Origin of the sequence: Microbacterium sp. 77mftsu3.1 (assembly GCF_900100525.1) — a bacterium.
Taxonomy (GTDB): domain Bacteria; phylum Actinomycetota; class Actinomycetes; order Actinomycetales; family Microbacteriaceae; genus Microbacterium; species Microbacterium aquilitoris.
On record NZ_FNCR01000003.1, the window covers coordinates 352,630 to 370,038 of the forward strand.

The 17,409-nt window shown below is 68.7% G+C and carries 19 protein-coding genes and 3 tRNA genes; 6 read left to right on the forward strand and 16 right to left on the reverse strand.

Annotated elements, in window-relative coordinates:
• The first annotated feature begins 61 nt into the window (after positions 1 to 61).
• Positions 62 to 1,093: an aggregation-promoting factor C-terminal-like domain-containing protein gene (locus tag BLR68_RS10225; protein WP_040570561.1), complete on the forward strand. Its 1,032-nt coding sequence runs from the start codon at positions 62 to 64 to the stop codon at positions 1,091 to 1,093.
• Positions 1,094 to 1,175: 82 nt separating this feature from the next.
• On the opposite strand, the gene BLR68_RS10230 is transcribed toward BLR68_RS10225, so the two are convergent.
• Positions 1,176 to 2,471 carry a M18 family aminopeptidase gene (locus BLR68_RS10230; protein WP_018186913.1) on the reverse strand — a complete coding sequence of 432 codons (1,296 nt, stop codon included), beginning with the start codon at positions 2,469 to 2,471 and terminating at the stop codon, positions 1,176 to 1,178.
• Between the two features lie 107 nt (positions 2,472 to 2,578).
• On the opposite strand from BLR68_RS10230, the gene BLR68_RS10235 reads away from it, so the two are divergent.
• On the forward strand, positions 2,579 to 3,811 hold the full coding sequence (locus tag BLR68_RS10235) for a DNA polymerase domain-containing protein (RefSeq protein WP_018186912.1): 1,233 nt from the start codon (positions 2,579 to 2,581) through the stop codon (positions 3,809 to 3,811).
• Here the strand turns inward: BLR68_RS10235 and BLR68_RS10240 are convergent.
• Positions 3,772 to 5,388 carry a DHA2 family efflux MFS transporter permease subunit gene (locus BLR68_RS10240; RefSeq protein ID WP_018186911.1) on the reverse strand — a complete coding sequence of 539 codons (1,617 nt, stop codon included), beginning with the start codon at positions 5,386 to 5,388 and terminating at the stop codon, positions 3,772 to 3,774. The genes BLR68_RS10235 and BLR68_RS10240 overlap by 40 nt on opposite strands.
• A gap of 67 nt (positions 5,389 to 5,455) precedes the next feature.
• The gene (locus BLR68_RS10245; protein ID WP_026302864.1) at positions 5,456 to 5,950 is read right to left on the reverse strand and encodes a metallophosphoesterase family protein; all 495 of its coding nucleotides are present in this window, start codon (positions 5,948 to 5,950) and stop codon (positions 5,456 to 5,458) included.
• Positions 5,951 to 6,044: 94 nt separating this feature from the next.
• Here BLR68_RS10245 and BLR68_RS10250 point away from each other — a divergent pair, with 94 nt between their 5' ends.
• On the forward strand, positions 6,045 to 6,299 hold the full coding sequence (locus BLR68_RS10250; RefSeq protein ID WP_018186909.1) for a hypothetical protein: 255 nt from the start codon (positions 6,045 to 6,047) through the stop codon (positions 6,297 to 6,299).
• Between the two features lie 173 nt (positions 6,300 to 6,472).
• The gene (locus BLR68_RS10255) at positions 6,473 to 6,982 is read left to right on the forward strand and encodes a hypothetical protein (protein WP_256335371.1); all 510 of its coding nucleotides are present in this window, start codon (positions 6,473 to 6,475) and stop codon (positions 6,980 to 6,982) included.
• Between the two features lie 51 nt (positions 6,983 to 7,033).
• Here the strand turns inward: BLR68_RS10255 and BLR68_RS10260 are convergent.
• The 4 genes from BLR68_RS10260 to BLR68_RS10275 form a co-directional block, all read right to left on the reverse strand.
• A tRNA-Met gene (locus tag BLR68_RS10260) sits at positions 7,034 to 7,107 on the reverse strand.
• Between the two features lie 24 nt (positions 7,108 to 7,131).
• Positions 7,132 to 7,203: transfer RNA gene (locus BLR68_RS10265), tRNA-Thr, on the reverse strand.
• Positions 7,204 to 7,267: 64 nt separating this feature from the next.
• Positions 7,268 to 8,635 carry a M23 family metallopeptidase gene (locus tag BLR68_RS18260; protein ID WP_018186907.1) on the reverse strand — a complete coding sequence of 456 codons (1,368 nt, stop codon included), beginning with the start codon at positions 8,633 to 8,635 and terminating at the stop codon, positions 7,268 to 7,270.
• 199 nt (positions 8,636 to 8,834) lie between these two features.
• Positions 8,835 to 9,623, reverse strand: coding sequence for an inositol monophosphatase family protein (locus tag BLR68_RS10275; protein WP_018186906.1), 789 nt, complete (start codon positions 9,621 to 9,623; stop codon positions 8,835 to 8,837).
• Between the two features lie 31 nt (positions 9,624 to 9,654).
• Between BLR68_RS10275 and BLR68_RS10280 the strand changes: the two genes are divergently transcribed.
• Entirely contained in the window at positions 9,655 to 11,220 is a 1,566-nt protein-coding gene (locus BLR68_RS10280) for a phytoene desaturase family protein (RefSeq protein ID WP_018186905.1), read from the forward strand.
• 13 nt (positions 11,221 to 11,233) lie between these two features.
• Here the strand turns inward: BLR68_RS10280 and BLR68_RS10285 are convergent, their stop codons facing one another.
• From BLR68_RS10285 to BLR68_RS10320, 8 genes are all read right to left on the reverse strand, one after another.
• Complete coding sequence (locus BLR68_RS10285; RefSeq protein ID WP_051082789.1) at positions 11,234 to 12,241, reverse strand: hypothetical protein; 1,008 nt, start codon at positions 12,239 to 12,241, stop codon at positions 11,234 to 11,236.
• Positions 12,242 to 12,387: 146 nt separating this feature from the next.
• Positions 12,388 to 12,472: transfer RNA gene (locus BLR68_RS10290), tRNA-Tyr, on the reverse strand.
• Between the two features lie 87 nt (positions 12,473 to 12,559).
• Positions 12,560 to 13,048: an FBP domain-containing protein gene (locus BLR68_RS10295; RefSeq protein WP_018186904.1), complete on the reverse strand. Its 489-nt coding sequence runs from the start codon at positions 13,046 to 13,048 to the stop codon at positions 12,560 to 12,562.
• 40 nt (positions 13,049 to 13,088) lie between these two features.
• The gene (locus tag BLR68_RS10300) at positions 13,089 to 13,403 is read right to left on the reverse strand and encodes a hypothetical protein (RefSeq protein ID WP_040570560.1); all 315 of its coding nucleotides are present in this window, start codon (positions 13,401 to 13,403) and stop codon (positions 13,089 to 13,091) included.
• 49 nt (positions 13,404 to 13,452) lie between these two features.
• A complete protein-coding gene (locus BLR68_RS10305) occupies positions 13,453 to 14,298 on the reverse strand; it encodes a LysM peptidoglycan-binding domain-containing protein (RefSeq protein WP_051082787.1) in 846 nt (281 codons plus the stop codon).
• A 531-nt stretch (positions 14,299 to 14,829) separates the two neighbouring features.
• On the reverse strand, positions 14,830 to 15,237 hold the full coding sequence (locus tag BLR68_RS10310; RefSeq protein WP_018186902.1) for a DUF6941 family protein: 408 nt from the start codon (positions 15,235 to 15,237) through the stop codon (positions 14,830 to 14,832).
• Positions 15,234 to 15,785 (reverse strand): helix-turn-helix domain-containing protein, encoded by a 552-nt coding sequence (locus tag BLR68_RS18285; protein ID WP_081626448.1) that lies wholly within the window; start codon positions 15,783 to 15,785, stop codon positions 15,234 to 15,236. Before BLR68_RS18285 ends, BLR68_RS10310 begins: the two co-directional genes overlap by 4 nt.
• Complete coding sequence (locus BLR68_RS10320) at positions 15,772 to 16,374, reverse strand: type II toxin-antitoxin system RelE/ParE family toxin (RefSeq protein ID WP_018186901.1); 603 nt, start codon at positions 16,372 to 16,374, stop codon at positions 15,772 to 15,774. Before BLR68_RS10320 ends, BLR68_RS18285 begins: the two co-directional genes overlap by 14 nt.
• A gap of 45 nt (positions 16,375 to 16,419) precedes the next feature.
• Here BLR68_RS10320 and BLR68_RS10325 point away from each other — a divergent pair, with 45 nt between their 5' ends.
• Positions 16,420 to 16,908, forward strand: a complete 489-nt coding sequence (locus BLR68_RS10325; protein ID WP_018186900.1) for a YajQ family cyclic di-GMP-binding protein — start codon at positions 16,420 to 16,422, stop codon at positions 16,906 to 16,908.
• Here the strand turns inward: BLR68_RS10325 and BLR68_RS10330 are convergent, their stop codons facing one another.
• The gene (locus BLR68_RS10330) at positions 16,909 to 17,325 is read right to left on the reverse strand and encodes a hypothetical protein (protein ID WP_176770682.1); all 417 of its coding nucleotides are present in this window, start codon (positions 17,323 to 17,325) and stop codon (positions 16,909 to 16,911) included.
• Positions 17,326 to 17,409: the final 84 nt, after the last annotated feature.

Below are 17,409 nucleotides of genomic sequence, written 5' to 3' on the forward strand. Positions count from 1 at the left end.
CCGAACGGTCACGCTCGCCTTTCACAGGCGTGCCCTCGCTACACGGAACCATTACTGCTGCATGCCTACTGACTCGACTGTGCCCTCCACCCGCCGCTCCATCCGCTCCACCCAGATCGAAGCCCGTCGCCTCCGGCGGCGCCCGGTCCTCGTCCTCTCGACGCTGACCACGGCCTTCGTCATCGCCGCGAGCGCGACCGCCATGGCCCCCGCGCCGCAGGCCACATCATCGGAGACCTCCACTCCGGCGATCGCCCTGGCCTCCTTCACTCAGAAGCTCCCCGAGTCGCTGACCGACGGTGTCGCGACGTCCGCTCCGGAGTCGAAGATCCAGTCCACGCTCCAGCGTGCGCAGGACGCCGCGGCCGCCTCCACCGACGTGACCGCCGACATCACGGCATCCAAGCTCAACGTCGGCACGACGGACATCACGGTCCCCACCGACGGCCTCTCGAAGGCCGTCGACGATCTCGAGACCGTGTCGTCGCTGCCGCTCCTGCTCGACACCCGCGACGCGACGGCCGAGCTCGAGACCGAGATCACCGCCGTCACCGAGAAGACCAGCGCCCTCCGGGGACGTCTCGACGCCGCGATCGCCAAGGAGAAGGAACGCCTCGCCGAGGAGAAGCGCAAGGCCGAGGCTGCCGCCAAGGCTGCAGCCGAGAAGAAGGCCGCCGAAGAGGCAGCGGCCGCCGAGGCCGAGGCCAGCGAGTCCCGCTCGTCGTCTTCTTCTTCGTCCAGCTCGTCGAGCTCCATCCCCACCAGCGGCAAGGCCCGCAGCGGCACGTCGGCCGCCGCCGCGCAGTCGACCGCGCGGGGCATGCTCGGAAACTACGGCTGGGGCGACGACCAGTTCTCCTGCCTCGTCTCGCTCTGGGACAAGGAGTCGAGCTGGAACTACCGCGCGCACAACTCCTCGAGCGGCGCGTACGGCATCCCGCAGGCGCTCCCCGGCAGCAAGATGAGCAGCGCCGGATCCGACTGGGAGACCAACCCCGCCACGCAGATCGCCTGGGGCCTCGGCTACATCGACGGGCGCTACGGCAGCCCGTGCGGCGCCTGGAACCACTCGAAGAACAACGGCTGGTACTGATCACCAGCTGACACCGCGGATGCCGCGGGTCCCCGACATGACGTCGGTGGGCCCGCGGCATCCGTCGTTTCGGCGTTGAGCCTCAGGCGGTGAAGAAGGCCTCCGCCACCCGCGACAGGTCGTGCAGGTCGCTCACGCCGGCGAGCTCGCGCGCGGAGTGCATCGACAGGATCGGGATGCCGACGTCCACCGTCGCGATCCCGAGCCGGGTCGCCGTGATCGGACCGATGGTCGAGCCGCACGGCACGGCGTTGTTCGAGACGAACTCCTGCGAGCCGACATCGGCGGTGTCGCACCAGCCGTGCCAGGCGGCCGCGCCGGCGCCGTCGGTGGCGTAGCGCTGGTTCGCGTTGATCTTGAGGATCGGGCCGGAACCGAGGCGAGGCTGGACCACCGGGTCGTGCTTCTCGGCGTAGTTCGGGTGCACCGCGTGCCCGACGTCGCTGGAGACGCACCACGACGACGCGAGCGAGCGCAGCTGCTGCTCGCGGTCGGCCCCGAGCGAGAGCTGGACGCGCTCGAGGACGTCTGCCAGGAACGGTCCGGCGGCACCCGAGCGGGTCGCGGACCCGACCTCCTCGTGATCGAACACGGCGAGCATCGCGATGCGCTCCGCGTCGAACCCGTCGGCCGCACGCTCGAGGGCGACGACGCCGGCGTGGACCGAGGCGAGGTCGTCGAGACGGCCCGAGGCGAAGAACACATCGCCCTTGCCGAACACAGCCCCTCGGGCGGCGTCGGCCGTGACGACGTCGTACCCGCGGATGCGCGAGGCGTCGACGCCGGCCTCGGCGGCGAGCTCGCCGAGCAGGTCGGCGGAGTCCGCGTCGCCGAGGCCCCAGACCGGCTGGGTCTGACGCTGCTTCTCGAGGGCGAGGCCGTCGTTGACCTCGCGATCGAGGTGGATGGCGAGCTGCGGCAGGCGCAGGAGAGCGCCCGTCGCGGCGAGGACGCTCGTCCCGTCGTCGAGCACGAGGCGACCGGCGAGGCGCAGTTCCCGGTCGAGCCACGAGTTCAGCAGCGGCCCGCCGTAGACCTCGACGCCGGCCTGCAGCCAGCCCAGGCTCCCCGTCGTGGGACGCGGCTTGAGCTTCAGGGCCGGGGAGTCGCTGTGTGCGCCGAAGACATGGACGCCGGTCGCGGCATCCGCCCCGTTCGGGACGACCCACGCGAGGACAGCTCCGTCGCGCACGACGAAGAACCGCCCGCCGGGCTGGGAGGGCCATGCGTCGCGCTCGTCGAGCTCCGTGAAGCCCGCGTCGCGCACTCTGCGGGCGACCTCGGCGGCAGCGTGGTAGCTCGAGGGCGAGGCGGCGACGAAGTCGGCGAGATCGGCGGCGTGGTCGAGCGCTGCCGAGCCGGTGAGGGGCGTGGACATGGGTGTACCTCCAGAGAAGAATGCCGGGCGGGACCCTCCGATCGTAGTTCGGCCGCGTCCGGCGCAACCCCGTGGCGGGCCGGTCCCTGCCGGAGTAGACCGGGCGCATGGCGAAGAAGGACGATGCGGTCACGCTCGAGGTCGACGGGCACGAAGTGAGGCTTTCGAGCCCCGACAAGGTCGTGTTCTCGGAGCCCGGGATCACGAAACGCGAGCTCGCGGAGTACTACCTCTCGGTCGCCAAGGGAGCACTTCGCGGCGTCGCAGATCGCCCGATGGTGCTGAAGCGCTTTGTGAAGGGGAGCGACCAGGAGGCCTTCTTCCAGAAGCGGGTCCCCGAGAACCGGCCGGACTTCGTCTCGTCCGCGACCCTCCGCTACTCCTCGGGGTCGAGCGCCGAGGAAGCCGTGATCCGGAACGCTGCGGGCCTGGTCTGGGCAGTGGGACTCGGGTGCCTCGACCTGAATCCCCACCCCGTCCGCGCCGACGACCTCGACCACCCCGACGAGCTGCGCATCGACCTCGACCCGATGCCCGGCGTGGAGTGGTCGCAGATCGTCGACGTCGCGTTCGTGGCGCGCGACCTGCTGACCGATGTCGGGCTCGTGGGGTGGCCGAAGACGTCGGGATCGCGCGGCATCCACATTCTCGTTCGCACGGACCGCACGAACGACTATCCGCAGGTGCGGCTGGCGGCACAGGCTTTCGCGCGCGAGGTCGAGAACCGCGCGCCGGGGCTGGCGACCGCGCACTGGTGGAAGGAGGAGCGCGGCGAAAGCGTCTTCGTCGACTTCAACCAGAATGCGAAGGACCGGACGGTCGCCTCGGCGTACTCGGTCCGGCCGCTCGCCGACGCCCGTGTCTCGATGCCCGTCGAATGGGACACACTGCGGACGATCCGTCCGGAGGAGTTCACCGTCCGCACGGTGCCCGGCCTCTTCGCGGAGCGAGGAGACGCCCACGCCGGCATCGACGACGCTCCCGGATCACTCGGGCAGCTGCTGGCGCTCGCGGAGGAGCTCGGTCCCGCCGAACGTGCCCCGCGAGGTGGGGACGGCTCTGGGCGGCGGCAGTCGACGATGCCGCTCGTCGAGATCTCCCGCGCCGCGACGAAAGACGAGGCACTCGGCGGACTCGACCGGTGGCGCGAACGCCACCCGGACGTCGCTGCCCACCTCTCCCCCGCCGATGTGATGGTCGACGGCATGCGCGGGTCGAGCTCGCTCTGGTACCGCGTGCGCGTCAACCTGCAGCAGGTCCCCGAGGCCGAGCGGCCGGCCCAGGAGCCACTCGAGGTCGACTACGACCCCTGGACGCGCTCCACTGGTCGCGCCTCCTGAGCCTCGACGTCGCGGCGGCGGCCGGAACCGAGAGCGACCGTCGCGCCCAGCCCGATGACGAGGAAGCCGGCGGCTGTCAGAGCCGAGGCGCGCGTGCCGTCCGAGAAGGCGGTGCGCGCGGCATCCGCGATCTGCGCCTGCGACGGGTCCGCCTCGAGACCGGCGATCGCCGCTCCCGCCGAGTCGACGACGGCCGTCACGACTTTGTCGGCGGCGGTCGACGGGACACCAGCATCGTCGAGGGATGCCGCGAGCACACCGCCCGTCGTCGTGAACAGCACCGTCCCGAGGATCGCGACGCCGAGCGCCGACCCGACCTGGCGGGCGGTGGACTGCATGCCCGAGCCCTGGCCCGACTTCTCGACGGGGACGTCCTGCAGGATGACACCGGTCAGCTGGGCCGTCGCGAGTCCGACGCCGAACCCGTAGACGGCGAGAGCGGGGATGAGCCAGCCCCAGGCGGCCTCCGGTCCGATGATGAACCCCGCCCAGGCGATGCCGATGATCTCGGCGAGGATGCCGACGCGCACCACGACGACCGCCGGGACCTTGCCGCTGAACGCGCCCGCGGCGCCGCTCGCGACGAACGATCCCCCGGCGAGGGCGAGGAGGAGGAGCCCGACCTGGAGCGCGTCGAAGCCGAGGACGAACTGCAGCCACAGCGGCAGCGCGAGGATGAGCCCGAACTCGCCGAGCGAGACGACGAGAGCCGCGATGTTGCCGTTCCGGAACGACGAGATGCTCAGCAGCGAGAAGTCGATGAGCGGGTCTTGGCCGCGGCGACCGCGACGGAGGCCCCACCAGACGAACAGGACCAGCGCGACGAGAGTGATGGCGAAGGCGAAGGGGATCGGCGAGACGGAGAGCGGCCAGGTCCAGCCGCCGATCGTGAGACCGTCCTCGGCGAGCCACCAGCCGAACGTCCTGCCCTCGATCAGGCCGAACACGAGCGAGCCGAAGAGGATGACGGACAGCAGAGCGCCTACCCCGTCGATCGAGCGCTTGCGGCTCTCCCGCGACTCGGCGACGGTCAGCAGCACACCGATGACGATGATGATGCCGAGCGGGATGTTGATGCCGAACGCCCACCGCCACGAGAACGCCGTGGTCAGCCAGCCGCCGAGGAGCGGGCCGACCGCGGCCATGCCGCCGATCGTCGATCCCCAGACGGCGAACGCGATACCGCGCTCACGGCCGCGGAACGTGGAGTTGATGAGCGACAGGGTGGTCGGCAGGATCATCGCTCCGCCGACGCCCTGCACGAAGCGGGCGAGGATCAGCAGCTCACCCGTCGGCGCGAAGCTCGCCAGCACCGACGACGCCGCGAAGACCGAGACGCCGATGAGCATGACGCGACGACGGCCGAAGCGGTCGGCGAAGGCACCGAACAGCAGCAGCAGCGAGGCGAAGACGAGGATGTAGACCTCCTGGACCCACTGCACCTCGGTCGAGCTGATCTTCAGCTCCTCGACGATCGACGGCACCGCGACGTTGACGATCGTCGAGTCGACGATGATCAGCGACACCGCGACACTGATGAAGACCAGTCCAAGCCACCGGCGGGAGTCCTTCGCCATGAGATTTACCTCGCTTTTCTAGCAATCCGACAGCGATAGTACTCCTCCGACGGCGGGGTGCAACCCGTCAGATGCGACGAAGATCCACGGAACGGATGCCGCCGTCCGCGAGCTCCACCACCATCAGCGTGTGATGGGGCTGACGCCGTCGATCGGTCGGCGAACCGGGGTTCAGGAGCCGCATCCCGCTCGGCGACGTCGTGTCCCACGGGATGTGGCTGTGGCCGAAGACCAGCAGGTCGGCATCGGGGAAGGCGGCATCCATCCGCTCCTCGCGGCGCTGCTTCTGCCCGGTCTCGTGCACCACGGCGACGCGGACGCCCTCGATCTCGCGACGCGCGATCTCGGGGAGGACGGCACGCAGATCGTCGCCGTCGTTGTTGCCGTACACGCCGAGCACGTCACCGTGGTCACGAAGGTCGCCGAGGACGGATGCCGCGACCCAGTCCCCCGCGTGGACGATGAGGTCGGCGACATCCGCTTCGCGCCTGACCGCGTCGGGCAGAGTGCGCGCACGGCCGGGGATGTGGGTGTCGGAGATCAGCAGCAGTCGCGTGGTCACCGCGGCAGGGTAGCCCAGCCCGGCGCGACGCGACAGCCTCTGCGTGAGCAAGGTGGAGTGGGTGAAGGTGGGGTTCTCGAAGGAAGGAACAACCATGAGCACTCCCGAGCAGACCGGCGACGACGGCATCCGCCTCGACCCGAATGACGCACCCACCGAGGACACCACGGTCGGAGACACCGAGGCCGCCGACGCCGAGTTCGAGGGACGCCCCCTCGACATCCCTGCGGACGAGCCCGAAGAGACATATGCCGCAACCGACATCCAGCCCGAATCGCAGGGCGAGGATCCGGTGGTCGTCGAGCTCGGCGAGGAGGGCGAGGGCGACCTCTCCCCCATCGACGTTTGACATCTCGAACGACGCATCGCGTTCACCGATGCAACAGATCGTGCTCGACACGCCGCCCACCGACCCGGTGAGGCGGCGTGTCGCGTCGAATCCCTTGCATCCGCCGATAGGTGAGGATGCCGCGGTTCGACCTGCGTCTTCATCTCCCCGAAGATCTGTGTCAGATTCAGGTCATGAATACCGCTCCCGATGCGCAGGTGCCGTTCACGTCGGCCGACATCACGGTGCACACGCTCACGACGTGGGCGCTCGGATCGGTCATGGTCGGCGCGTACTGGGTGGCGGAGGCGTCCTCGCCGGGCGGCGGGTTCGACTATCTCGGCTGGTTCCTCGCTTTCAGCACCGTCGCCGTATTCATCCTCTGCTGCCTCGGCTCGCCGCTGGCGTGGCTGACGGCGCGAGCGTTGCGGACCGTCACCTCGACGTGGGTGCACATCGTCGCGTTCGGGGCGTTGGGCGCTGTGGCCTCCGTCCCCGTCGTCTGGGTCATGCTCCCGTGGACGTCGCTGGAGGGCGAACCCGTCCTTAGTCTGCGGATGCTGGGTGTCGCCGTACTCTGCGGCATCTGCGTAGCAGCGGCGCGAGCAGTGGCGTTCCTGTCACGTGCACGCCGTGAGCGGCGGCCACCGCGACCGGTCGATCCGGAGGATGCGCTGCTGGACGCGATGGGAACGGCGAGCTGACCCCCGCCCGGACATGACAAAACCCCCGGGGTGGAGCCCAGGGGTTTTGCGTAGCGGGAGCGGGGCTTGAACCCGCGACCTCACGATTATGAGTCGTGCGCTCTGACCAGCTGAGCTACCCCGCCGTGGCGCATCTGAAGGATGCTGCGAGCCCCGAGTCAGGATTGAACTGACGACCCCTTCCTTACCATGGAAGTGCTCTGCCACTGAGCTATCGGGGCGTGCTGCCCGCAAGCGGGCAACTAGAAGAGGATACCAGAGTCGCGGCATCCCTCTGTAACCGGGTCAGCCTCGCGTGTGCTCCTTCAGCCACGGAAGCGGATCGATGCGGGTGGTTCCGCCGAGCAGCACCTCGAGGTGGAGGTGAGGACCGGTGGACTTGCCCGTGCTGCCGACCTTGCCGAGGACCTGGCCGGCCTTGACGGTCTCGCCGGGCGAAACGCGGAGGGAGCCGTACTCCATGTGGCCGTAGCGGGTCGACACGAGCTGGCCGTCGATGATGTGGTCGAGGACGACCGTCACGCCGTAGTCCCCGCCCGCTTCGGTGGCGATGCGCACGGTACCCGCTGCGACCGCGTGGATCTCGGCGCCGCGCCCGGGGGTGAAGTCGGTGCCGTGATGCACCCGCGAGAACTTCGACAGGTACGAGGTGGATCCGAACTGCGCCGAGATCGGCACACCGACCGGGAACGGCCACTGCACCTCGGCGGTCGCATCGTTCACCCACGTTCCCGCGAACTTGGTGACGCCGGATTCGGCGGCCACGTCGGCCATGGACTCGATGTCGTACTCGTCCGAACGCGCGAGATCGCCGGCGGCGGCCGTCGAACCCGAGACGTACGCCTGGATCTCGGGAGCCTCGGTCGTGGTCTTCTCGCTGGCGAGCGTCATGTCGCCGCGGACCTCCTGGCCGAACGCACCCACGGCCGCAACCGGGGTGGTCGTTCCAATGGCGAGAAGGCCGACGACGCCGACGACGCTGACCGAGAAGGATGCCGCGGCCAGCCGCTTGAACACGACGCGGCCGCGCCGAGGGCGCGGGGGCTGGTCGGCCATGCGGACACGGGTCTTGCGCTGAGTCTGCTCGTCGGCGTCAGCGGCTGCGCGGGCGACCTGGATCGGCGTCTCGCCGGTGAAGGAGAACACCTTCGCCGCGAGTTCGAATTCGTCGATGCCGGGAGCCGCGTCGTGGCCGGAGGCGTGCGTCGAGTCCGCGGACGGGAGGACGATCGTCTCGTCGAGGAACTCGCGAACCGGCGTCGCCTCGGGGGTCGCGGTGGCCTCGGCAGTCGCGGAGCGCGCAGCGCGAACGCGACGACGCAGCGGGACGGAGGCGACCGGGGTCTGCGCGACCGGGCTCGCCGCGATGACGGATGCGACATCGGCAGACGGCACGGGGACTGAGTCGGCGATGACGGCGTCGACGATGGTCTCGGACACGACGGATTCCGCCAGCGACACAGGCCCGAGGTCTGCTGCCGAGGAGTCCGCCGCAACGGCACGCGTGCGGCGACGACGCAGCGCCGGGGTGTCGGTGGCCTGGATCAGGGCGATGACGTCACCCATAGCGGCGACGGCCTGGACGGCTGCCGTCTCGGCGTCGCTGACCGGGGCCGCAGCCTGCTTGCGATACTCCGCACGGGTCAACGGCATGGAGCCGGACGCGGCGGGTCGCCGATCGCGACGCGCAGCGGGCGCGTCAGTCGGGGAGGTCTCGAAAGTCAAACGTGCGGGCTCTCGGGTAGAGCGGCCTGGGCCGCGGGGCTTCAAGGACAGACACCCTCGCTCGGGCAGCGAAGGTAACGATCAGATAAACACGCTACACGAACGGGCCTGGGAATGGGATGTCCATTCACAACCCGATGGTGGCCGTCAGTCGCGCGAAGAGCTCGGGGCCCGCCGCGACGGTCATGTCGCGCCCGGGGAATCCACCGGGAGCGCCCGCGACCCGCCCGCCCGCCTCGGCCACCAGCAGTGCGCCGGCGGCGTGATCCCAGGGGTGGAGGCCGCGCTCGAAGTAGCCGTCCAGCCGCCCGGCGGCCACGTAGGCGAGGTCGAGCGACGCCGCTCCGGCGCGCCGCAGGTCGCGCAAGAGCGGCATGACCGCGGCGACGCGGGCGAGGTCCTCCTCGTGGTACTTCGGGTCGTACCCAAAGCCGGTGGCCACGAGCCCACCCGCCTCGCCGACGCTCGACACGGCGAGGCGCTCCTCGCCCCGCCAGGCTCCGCCACCGCGCACCGCGTGGAACGTCTCGCCGACAGCCGGGTTGTGGACGACACCGGCGAGGGCCGTCCAGGTCGGGGGCGTGGGCTCTCCGGACACCGCCGCGATGCTCACGGCGTAGTGCGGCATCCCGTAGGCGTAGTTAACGGTCCCGTCGATCGGGTCGACGACCCACGTGATGTCGGAGGTGCCCCGCTCGGCGCCGGACTCCTCTCCGAGGAAGCCGTCGTCGGGGCGCTCGGCGGCGAGCCGCGCGCGGATGAGGGCTTCGACCTCGCGGTCCGCCTCGGTGACGATGTCGGCGATCACGGACTTGGTCGCGGCGATCGCGACACCCTCCTGGCGACGGCGCAGCGCCAGGGCGCCGGCGTCACGGGCGATGTCGAGGGCGAGGTCGGCGAGCGCAGCGGCATCCATCCCTCCACGGTACGCCGCTAGGTTGAGCATCATGAGCGCCATCCGCGACGTCGTCATCGTGGGCGGAGGGCACAACGCCCTCGTCGCCGCCGCCTATCTCGCCCGCGCGGGACGCACCGTGACGGTGCTCGAACGTCAGGGTCACGTCGGCGGCGCAGCCGTCTCGGAGCGCCCCTGGCCGGGGGTGGACGCGCGCCTGTCTCGTTACTCGTACCTCGTCAGCCTGCTCCCCCGCACCGTGATCGACGATCTCGGACTCGACATCCGACTCGAGCGGCGACGCTACTCGTCGTACACGCCCATGCCGGAGTCCCCGGACCGCGGCATCCTCATCGACAACGCGGATGCCGCCGCCACCGCGGCGAGCTTCGCGCACGCGACGGGCGACGACGGCGAGGCGGCACGGTTCTCGGCACTGTACGAGAGGGTGGCCCCGCTGGGCAGGGCGCTCTTCCCGACCGTCACGGCGCCTCTGCGGAGAGAGTCCGGCGTCCGCGCCGCCGTCGGCGACGACGCCCTCTGGGAGGCGGTGTCGGGCCGTCCGCTCGGCGAGTTCATCCGAGGGGCACTGGCGACCGACGTCGCCCGCGGCATCGCGTTCACGGACGGCCTGATCGGAACCTTCGCCCACTCAGACGACGAGTCGCTCCGTCAGAACCGCTGCTTCCTCTATCACGTCATCGGTGGCGGAACCGGGGACTGGGACGTCCCGGTCGGCGGCATGGGTGCCGTCAGCGCCGAGCTCGAGCGCGCGGCCCGGTCGGCGGGCGCCGAGATCCGAACCGGCGCCGAGGTCGTCGCGGTCTCCCCCGACGGTGACGTGGAACTCGCCGACGGCGAACGGCTCGGGGCGCGGCTCATTCTGAGCGGCGTGGGCGCGGCGGTGCTCGACGGCCTCCTGCGCGCCAGCGGCGGCATCGGCACCGGCGCCGCCCGTCCCGAGGGGGCGCAGATCAAGGTCAACATGCTGTTGTCCCGCCTGCCCCGACTGCGGGACACCTCGGTCGACGCTCGCGCCGCGTTCGCCGGCACGTTCCACATCAATGAGACCCTGTCGCAGGTGGATGCCGCCCACGACCGTGCGGCGGACGGAGCGATCCCGGATCCGCTGCCGGCGGAGATCTACTGCCACTCCCTCACCGACCCGTCGATCCTGGGACCCGAGCTGCGCGCGTCGGGGGCGCAAACACTCACCCTGTTCGGGCTGCAGGTCCCCCATCGACTGGTCGCCAGAGGTGCCGCGGACCGTCACGCCCTGTGGACGGCGGCCGAGCGGTCGCTGGACTCGGTGCTGGCCGAGCCGATCGCCGACCTGCTTTACCGGGCACCGGACGGGAGCCCTTGCGTCGAGGTGCGCACGACGGCGGACCTCGAGCGGGACCTCGGCATGGTCGGAGGTGACATCTTCCACGGCGAGCTGTCGTGGCCGTGGGCTCGAGACGACGAACCGCTCGAGACCCCCGCCGAACGGTGGGGAGTCTCGAGCGGTGTCGAGGGTGTGTTGCTCTGCGGATCGAGTGCCCGCCGTGGTGGAGCGGTCAGCGGGATCGGCGGACACAACGCGGCGATGGCCGCTCTCGAGATGCTGCCGGTCTAGCCGACCCGCGGCCTCAGTAGCGCGGCGGCGGCGGCACGTCCGGCGCGCCCGGCGCAGGCGGGACCGGCGGTGCAGGCTGATCGGGCTGGGACGCGTCGCCCGGAACCGACGGTGCCGGGGGAACCGCCGGCGCATCCGCGGGAACGGACTCGGGAGCCGGGGGTGCCTGGGGAGCCGTCGCGCCGTACGGCTGCTGCGGGTAGCTCGGCTGGCCGGTGTAGTAGGCGTTCCAGTCGGGCGACCCGTCGGGCATGACCGGGAGCGGGGTGCGGCCGTCCGCGTACGTCGGCCAGGCCTGGACAGGAGCCGCCGGGGCGGTCAGCGCGGGGTCGAGCTGCGCGACGGAGCCGTACGGCTGCGCGGCGTAACCCTGGGAACCGTAGCCGGAGATCGGGGAGCGATCGCGCTTGGGGGCGAACAGCGCGTTCACGAGCGGGACGAGTGCCGTGCCGACGGCGGCGAGGATCGTCACCGAGACGACGACCTTCCAGTAGATGTCGCGGAAGTCGGTGAACTCCGCGAAGAGCAGCGGGATGATCAGCATGACGGCCAGGATGACGACGAGGCCCATGGTGACGTAGGCGACGATGCTCGTGAAGGTCGTCTGGTGTCGCGCGAACGACTTGCTGTAGAGCCGGATGTGGAGCAGGGCCGCCTGCAGGATCAGCACGATCAGGATGAACTTGAAGAACCGCTCGGCGCCGACGCCGTAGTCGCCGGGAGCCTCCGGCATCCAGATCATGAACGCCCCCGCGATCAGCGCGACGACCCACGACACGATGCTCGCCAGTGCGAACCAGGCCGGGCGGCGCTCAGCAAGGGATGCCTCGAGGATCGACACTCCAGCGAAGGCGGCGAGCAGGAGGATCGTCAGGAACGCCCGGGCCACCATCCCGTTGGAGTCGCCTACCAGGACCCAGACGACGCAGACGATCGCCGCGGCGATCAAGGCGCCGATCGCGACCCAGATCGCGGCTCGGAAGATCTTGCTCGAATTCGGCGCAGTGCTCGGTTCGCTCATCCTCGGCATCCCTTCGGCGGAGGCCTCCCCCGCCCTCGATCCCCCATCCTGTCAGACCGCCCCGTGGGCGACGGAGATGTCCACAGGGGTTGCGCACGCGGGGAGAAACAAGAAAGAGCCGCGGAGATGTCCGCAGCTCTTTCGTCTGGTGGCGAGTGAGGGATTCGAACCCCCGAATGCAATGCAGTCTGATTTACAGTCAGATCCCTTTGGCCGCTTGGGTAACTCGCCAGGTGCGCACCCGCCCGGCTTTCTCAGTCGACCGGAGGCGCGATCACCGATACTACCCTCCCCGAGGGCATGTCGAAAACCGAGGCCTCAGGCGGCGGAGGCGACGCGCTCCACGAAGGATTCGAGTCGGTGCCGGGTGCCGTCGATCCGCCGATCGACGCTCGCGCGGATCTCGCTCGGCGCGAGCGGACCGGCGATCCGCACGTTGTCGTGGCAGGTCAGATCGGCGCACACGTAGGTACCGACGCTGTCGCCGCGGTCACCGGCATCCCCCGCCCGTCGCGCGGTGAACATCGTCACCTGGTTGCCCGGCTGCATCGTGTGGCAGATGTTGCACATCGCCGACCGGGCGCGGGCGGCGCCGTTCGCGGCGCGCAGGACGATGCCGGTGGGCTCGCCGCCGATCTCGGCGACGACGTAACCCCGGCTGCGCGTCGTGGGGTCTCGCCAGGCGAGGAAATCGAGGTGATCCCACTCGAGGATCGGAAAGTCGTGGGGCAGTTCGAGACGTTCCCGCTCGTCTCTCGTCGCATTGACGAGCACGTCGCGCAACTGGTCCTCTGTCAGCGGCCGCATCACTCCAGTCTACGAAGCGACGGATGCCGCGGCTCCGCCGTCAGCTCCCGACGGCCAGGATGATCGAGGCCGCGCCGACGAGTGCGATCCCGAGGACTGTTCCGGCCGCGGGCCAGACGAACCCACGTCGACGGATGCCGGCGAACACCAGACCGACGATGCCGGCGAGCATCGCCGCCGACCCGCCCGCGACGAGCAGCGCAAAGGTGAGGATGAGGAGCCACCCGTACTGCTCGTCGACCGTCGCGACCAGGACGAGCACGAGGAGGGTCGGCAGGACCGACAGGACGACCATGGCGACAGCGGCGATTCCCCACGCGCGTTGCGCGAGCTGAGGAGGTGCGGGCGTGCTCACCCCGTCAGGCTACGGGTGGAACGCGCCCGCGCCGGGCGGCGCGCGGGGCTCAGCCCTTGGCCTCGATGGAGCGGCTCGTCGGCCGGAGCTGCACCCGGTCGCCCGGCTGCAGAATGTGCTCGGGACCGCCTGCTTCATTGAAGCGCTGCACCGTGATCGCGTCGACGCAGAAGCGGTCGCCGATACCGCGATAGGTGTCGCCGGGCTGCACGGTGTAGAACGTGGGCTTCCCGTCCACCTTCTCGACGGGACCCTCCGCGTACTCGCCGGTGCCGGTGTCGGTGAGGGCGCCGGACATACTCACGGAGATCCGCCCCGACGAGGTGGGCTCGGACACCTCGATGCGTGCGATGCCGTCGCAGTCCTGGTGGGTGCGATAGCCGCCCTTCTTCGCCTCGTTGAGCGCCGCCGCCGTCACCGTCCCCTCGGGGAGGATCGCGAGGTAGTCGCCCTCGTAGATGTCGCCCGCACCGTCGAACGCGTTGGCGGCGTCGAAGTCGCCGCTGTCGAGGCAGAAGCGCTCGACGATCGCCCAGTACGAATCGTTCGACACCACGCGGTAGACCGTCGCGAGACCCTTCCCGTTGGATCGCTCGACGACGCCGGTCGCCCCGGGAGAGATCGACCCGCGATCCTTGCCGGGTGCGACCCCCAGGCACTTGCTCTCGGGCGGTGCGGGCGTCGTCTCGACGGGTGCGGGCTCCGTGGGTTCCGGCGTCGGGGTCGGAGTCGGGGTCGGCGGCGCGATGCGCGCGGGACTGGCCGACGGCGACGGCGCCTCCGCCAACACCTCATCCGTCGGGATCATGCCGATGACCGCCGGCGCCGCAAGCGCCAGCAACCCCACGACCGCCCCCACGGCGATTCCGAGCATGATCTTCCCCCGACGATCCATGCCTCGACGCTAACGGTCGCGGATCACGGGCGCGCAACGATGTGGATGTCGCGACCCGCGGCATCCGCTCGGCACAGCGGTACCCTCGAACGCATGGCTTCAGACTCTTCGTTCGACAAAGAGCTTCTTTAACTGTCGGCCGGACGCGCCACTGCGCCACGACCGTATGCCCTACGAGCCCCGTGGGCCATACAGCGTGCCACACGCCGCACCCGCCACCTTTCCCCAAAGCGCGGTCCGTAAAGGTGACGGGGCTCTCCCTCGGCGCGGGCGAACGGGATCCCTCTTGTCGGCGAGTCCCCGTTGTACCCGCGAGATTCACGACCAGAAATCGGTTGGTTGAGCTGAAATCCGCCGATGGGAGTCGTGCGAAACCACCTCACCCGGCTGCTTGGCGCTAGAGCGAGCGCGCCAGCGAAATTCAATACACCGTTCGTTGCGCGCAAGTCATCCACACACCGGACGGCTCCGCAGATGCAGACGACCCCGGTCGGTTCACCTTGCCCCCAAGATTGGGCAAACAGCCGCGCGTCACGCCGAAGCGTCGAGGGCGATGGTTAGTGGGATCTCGATGGGATCGATCCCCTCAATCGCGATCACAACCATGTGTAGGCCAGCGGACTCGAAGTTGACGACCGGTAACTCGATGGGCATCGGAATATAAACGCTTGACGAGTTGCTCGCGTCCCACCCAACGCGACCTTCGCCTTCCACGAGCATGGCGTCAGATTCAGGGTGCCCAATAGCGAAGTGGATTGACCTCGTCTCGGAGGTGGAGAGATCATCACCGGTCACTTCGAGCATAAGCGCGGCAACAAGGCTCACCGAAGCTGGCAAGGCTTCGACACGAATGGTGGAAACGCCTGCAGACAGGATGCTCAGCATGTTCTCGCGAACATTCACCGCATCTGCGAGAACGGAGACTGCCAGGCGGATCATCGCTCCTCCGAAGTCGTGAGCCGCAACTCAGAAGACCCCGAGCTAGACGAGCCGTTGCTCGAGAGCGAGGTCAGGTGGCCGCGAAGCTCACGGACCTCACCTACAGGCTTCCAGCCTTCGGAGCCATCTGCTCGCTCGAGCGCGAACATGATCTGTTGAGAGGGACCATTCGTGCCTTCTGCGCGGCGCGAGTGAAGAATCAGCGAACTGCCGACTCGCCCTCGGGCGCGCTTGGGTCGTGGTAGTCGATCGAGCCCCTTCTCAAGAGGTTCCGCCGCTACTTCGAGCTGGAACCCGAGCGCTCGAAGATAGCGAGCGAGTGTAGAGACTTTCAGAGAGGCTCCGCCGGAGAGAATCTGCGAGACCCGTCCTTCCGTTACTCCAAGGTCGTCAGCTAGCTGACGCTGACTCTTCCCGCTCACGCGAAAGGCTTCTCCAAGGAGGATCTCGGCTCGTATCTCCGCCCTTGCAGCGGAAAGTTCTTGCGCGCTCGCGGGGGTTGCATTTTCCACATCAAGGACGGTGCGTTTCCGATCAATCGCGGTCATGAGCTAAGTCCTCGTCTCGGATTCGGATTGCAGTTTGTATCTCGCTCTCGAGCGTCTTCTGGCCGGTCTTCGCGAAAAAGTGGCCTACTCGAATGCGTGACGCGTAGTCGCCTTCGAAGGATGCATTGGTCCAGAATCCTCGAGGCGGCGGTTCCTTGAGGTCAAGGAGGCCGTCCCCTTCGGTCCCGTAGAACGTCACCCTCAGGTCGTTCACCACTAGCTCCCAGATGCCATCCGTCAGGTAATTCACCGACCGGGGAGGAAGATCCTCCCCCTCCGCAAGAAGTTCGAGCAGCGCTATCAGGCGCGAACGTTGATTGGTCTGATATTCATCCGGCAGCTCCTCCACATTTGGATTAGGCCACATGTTCTGGCCTAGGAGGTGGAGCAGTTCCACCACGGGGTGGACGCCATCAGCGTCCACCGCACCTTCGACGACGCTGTAGCTCCCCTCAGCTACGATCGTACGCTCAACTTTAGGCAAAGGTAAACTCCGGGTCATGGCCACCTGCTGGCTGCACAGTATCGCGATGCCGTCATGCTCCGCATCCGTGCTCCTCAGCTGCGTGGAAGTTAGCGCGGCGCTCATGCAGCGATGTCGCCCCTCAGCCGTGCCGCCGCTACTCTCGAAGCCATGGCCGACAGCTCATTCGACGTGGTAAGCAAGGTAGATCGTCAGGAGGCGGACAACGCCCTCAACCAGGCGCGCAAAGAGGTCGAGCAGCGCTACGACTTCAAGGGCACCGGCGCCTCGATCGAGTGGAGCGGTGAGTCGATCCTCATCAAGGCGAACAGCGACGAGCGGGCCAAGGCCGTGCTCGACGTCTTCCAGTCCAAGCTCATCAAGCGCGGCATCTCGCTGAAGAGCCTCGAGTCCGAGGACCCGCAGCCCTCGGGCAAGGAGTTCCGTCTCGTGTCCACGCTCAAGGAGGGCATCTCCTCCGAGGACGCGAAGAAGATCACGAAGCTGATCCGCGACGAGGGACCCAAGTCGGTCAAGGCGCAGATCCAGGGCGACGAGCTGCGCGTGCAGTCGAAGTCGCGCGACGATCTGCAGGAGGTGCAGCGGATGCTGAAGGCTGCCGACCTCGACGTCGACCTGCAGTTCATCAACTACCGCTGATCAGAGGTCGGATGCCTCTGCCCAGACATCCCTCAGCAGGCGCCCGCCGGGGTGGGGTCCTCGTTCGTACTCGTCGGCGACGAACTGCGCTTGACGACGGTTGGCACCCCGCTGCTCCAAGTAGAGGGTGATCCCGTAGCTGGCCTGTGAACCGATAGGCGACAATTCTTTGGCCTCCGGTGGCGCATTCGTGTTCTCCCTGGCTACCCGCCCGACGGGGTCGGGCAGGTTCGCGAGAACCGCCAGGACCGACTGAGGAACGTCAGGGTTCGACGCAAGAGCCACCCGCACACTCACGTCGCCTCGGTCGAGGATCGCTTCGCATTCACCGACGGTGAGCTCGACCTCACCCGTCATGTACCACAGCTCCTCTTGATTCAACGAAGCGATCATCTCCACACGATTGCGCTCTTCCACGCTCAGCTCCGCCCGGCTCGATGAGGTCGGCACGCCCCGATGCCGACCCCATGCCTACCAGACAGCGCCAGCCTGCAACAGTCA

Excerpts from the sequence above, each read along its gene's own strand:
- BLR68_RS10325 (WP_018186900.1), top strand. The coding sequence starts at position 16,420 with ATGGCCGACAGCTCATTCGACGTGGTAAGCAAGGTAGATCGTCAGGAG.
- BLR68_RS10295 (WP_018186904.1), bottom strand. The coding sequence starts at position 13,048 with ATGCGGCCGCTGACAGAGGACCAGTTGCGCGACGTGCTCGTCAATGCG.
- BLR68_RS10230 (WP_018186913.1), bottom strand. The coding sequence starts at position 2,471 with ATGTCCACGCCCCTCACCGGCTCGGCAGCGCTCGACCACGCCGCCGAT.
- BLR68_RS10255 (WP_256335371.1), top strand. The coding sequence starts at position 6,473 with ATGAATACCGCTCCCGATGCGCAGGTGCCGTTCACGTCGGCCGACATC.
- BLR68_RS10305 (WP_051082787.1), bottom strand. The coding sequence starts at position 14,298 with ATGGATCGTCGGGGGAAGATCATGCTCGGAATCGCCGTGGGGGCGGTC.
- BLR68_RS10250 (WP_018186909.1), top strand. The coding sequence starts at position 6,045 with ATGAGCACTCCCGAGCAGACCGGCGACGACGGCATCCGCCTCGACCCG.
- BLR68_RS18285 (WP_081626448.1), bottom strand. The coding sequence starts at position 15,785 with ATGACCGCGATTGATCGGAAACGCACCGTCCTTGATGTGGAAAATGCA.
- BLR68_RS10240 (WP_018186911.1), bottom strand. The coding sequence starts at position 5,388 with ATGGCGAAGGACTCCCGCCGGTGGCTTGGACTGGTCTTCATCAGTGTC.
- BLR68_RS10320 (WP_018186901.1), bottom strand. The coding sequence starts at position 16,374 with ATGAGCGCCGCGCTAACTTCCACGCAGCTGAGGAGCACGGATGCGGAG.
- BLR68_RS10280 (WP_018186905.1), top strand. The coding sequence starts at position 9,655 with ATGAGCGCCATCCGCGACGTCGTCATCGTGGGCGGAGGGCACAACGCC.
- BLR68_RS18260 (WP_018186907.1), bottom strand. The coding sequence starts at position 8,635 with ATGCCGTTGACCCGTGCGGAGTATCGCAAGCAGGCTGCGGCCCCGGTC.
- BLR68_RS10310 (WP_018186902.1), bottom strand. The coding sequence starts at position 15,237 with ATGATCCGCCTGGCAGTCTCCGTTCTCGCAGATGCGGTGAATGTTCGC.
- BLR68_RS10275 (WP_018186906.1), bottom strand. The coding sequence starts at position 9,623 with ATGGATGCCGCTGCGCTCGCCGACCTCGCCCTCGACATCGCCCGTGAC.
- BLR68_RS10225 (WP_040570561.1), top strand. The coding sequence starts at position 62 with ATGCCTACTGACTCGACTGTGCCCTCCACCCGCCGCTCCATCCGCTCC.
- BLR68_RS10235 (WP_018186912.1), top strand. The coding sequence starts at position 2,579 with ATGGCGAAGAAGGACGATGCGGTCACGCTCGAGGTCGACGGGCACGAA.
- BLR68_RS10285 (WP_051082789.1), bottom strand. The coding sequence starts at position 12,241 with ATGAGCGAACCGAGCACTGCGCCGAATTCGAGCAAGATCTTCCGAGCC.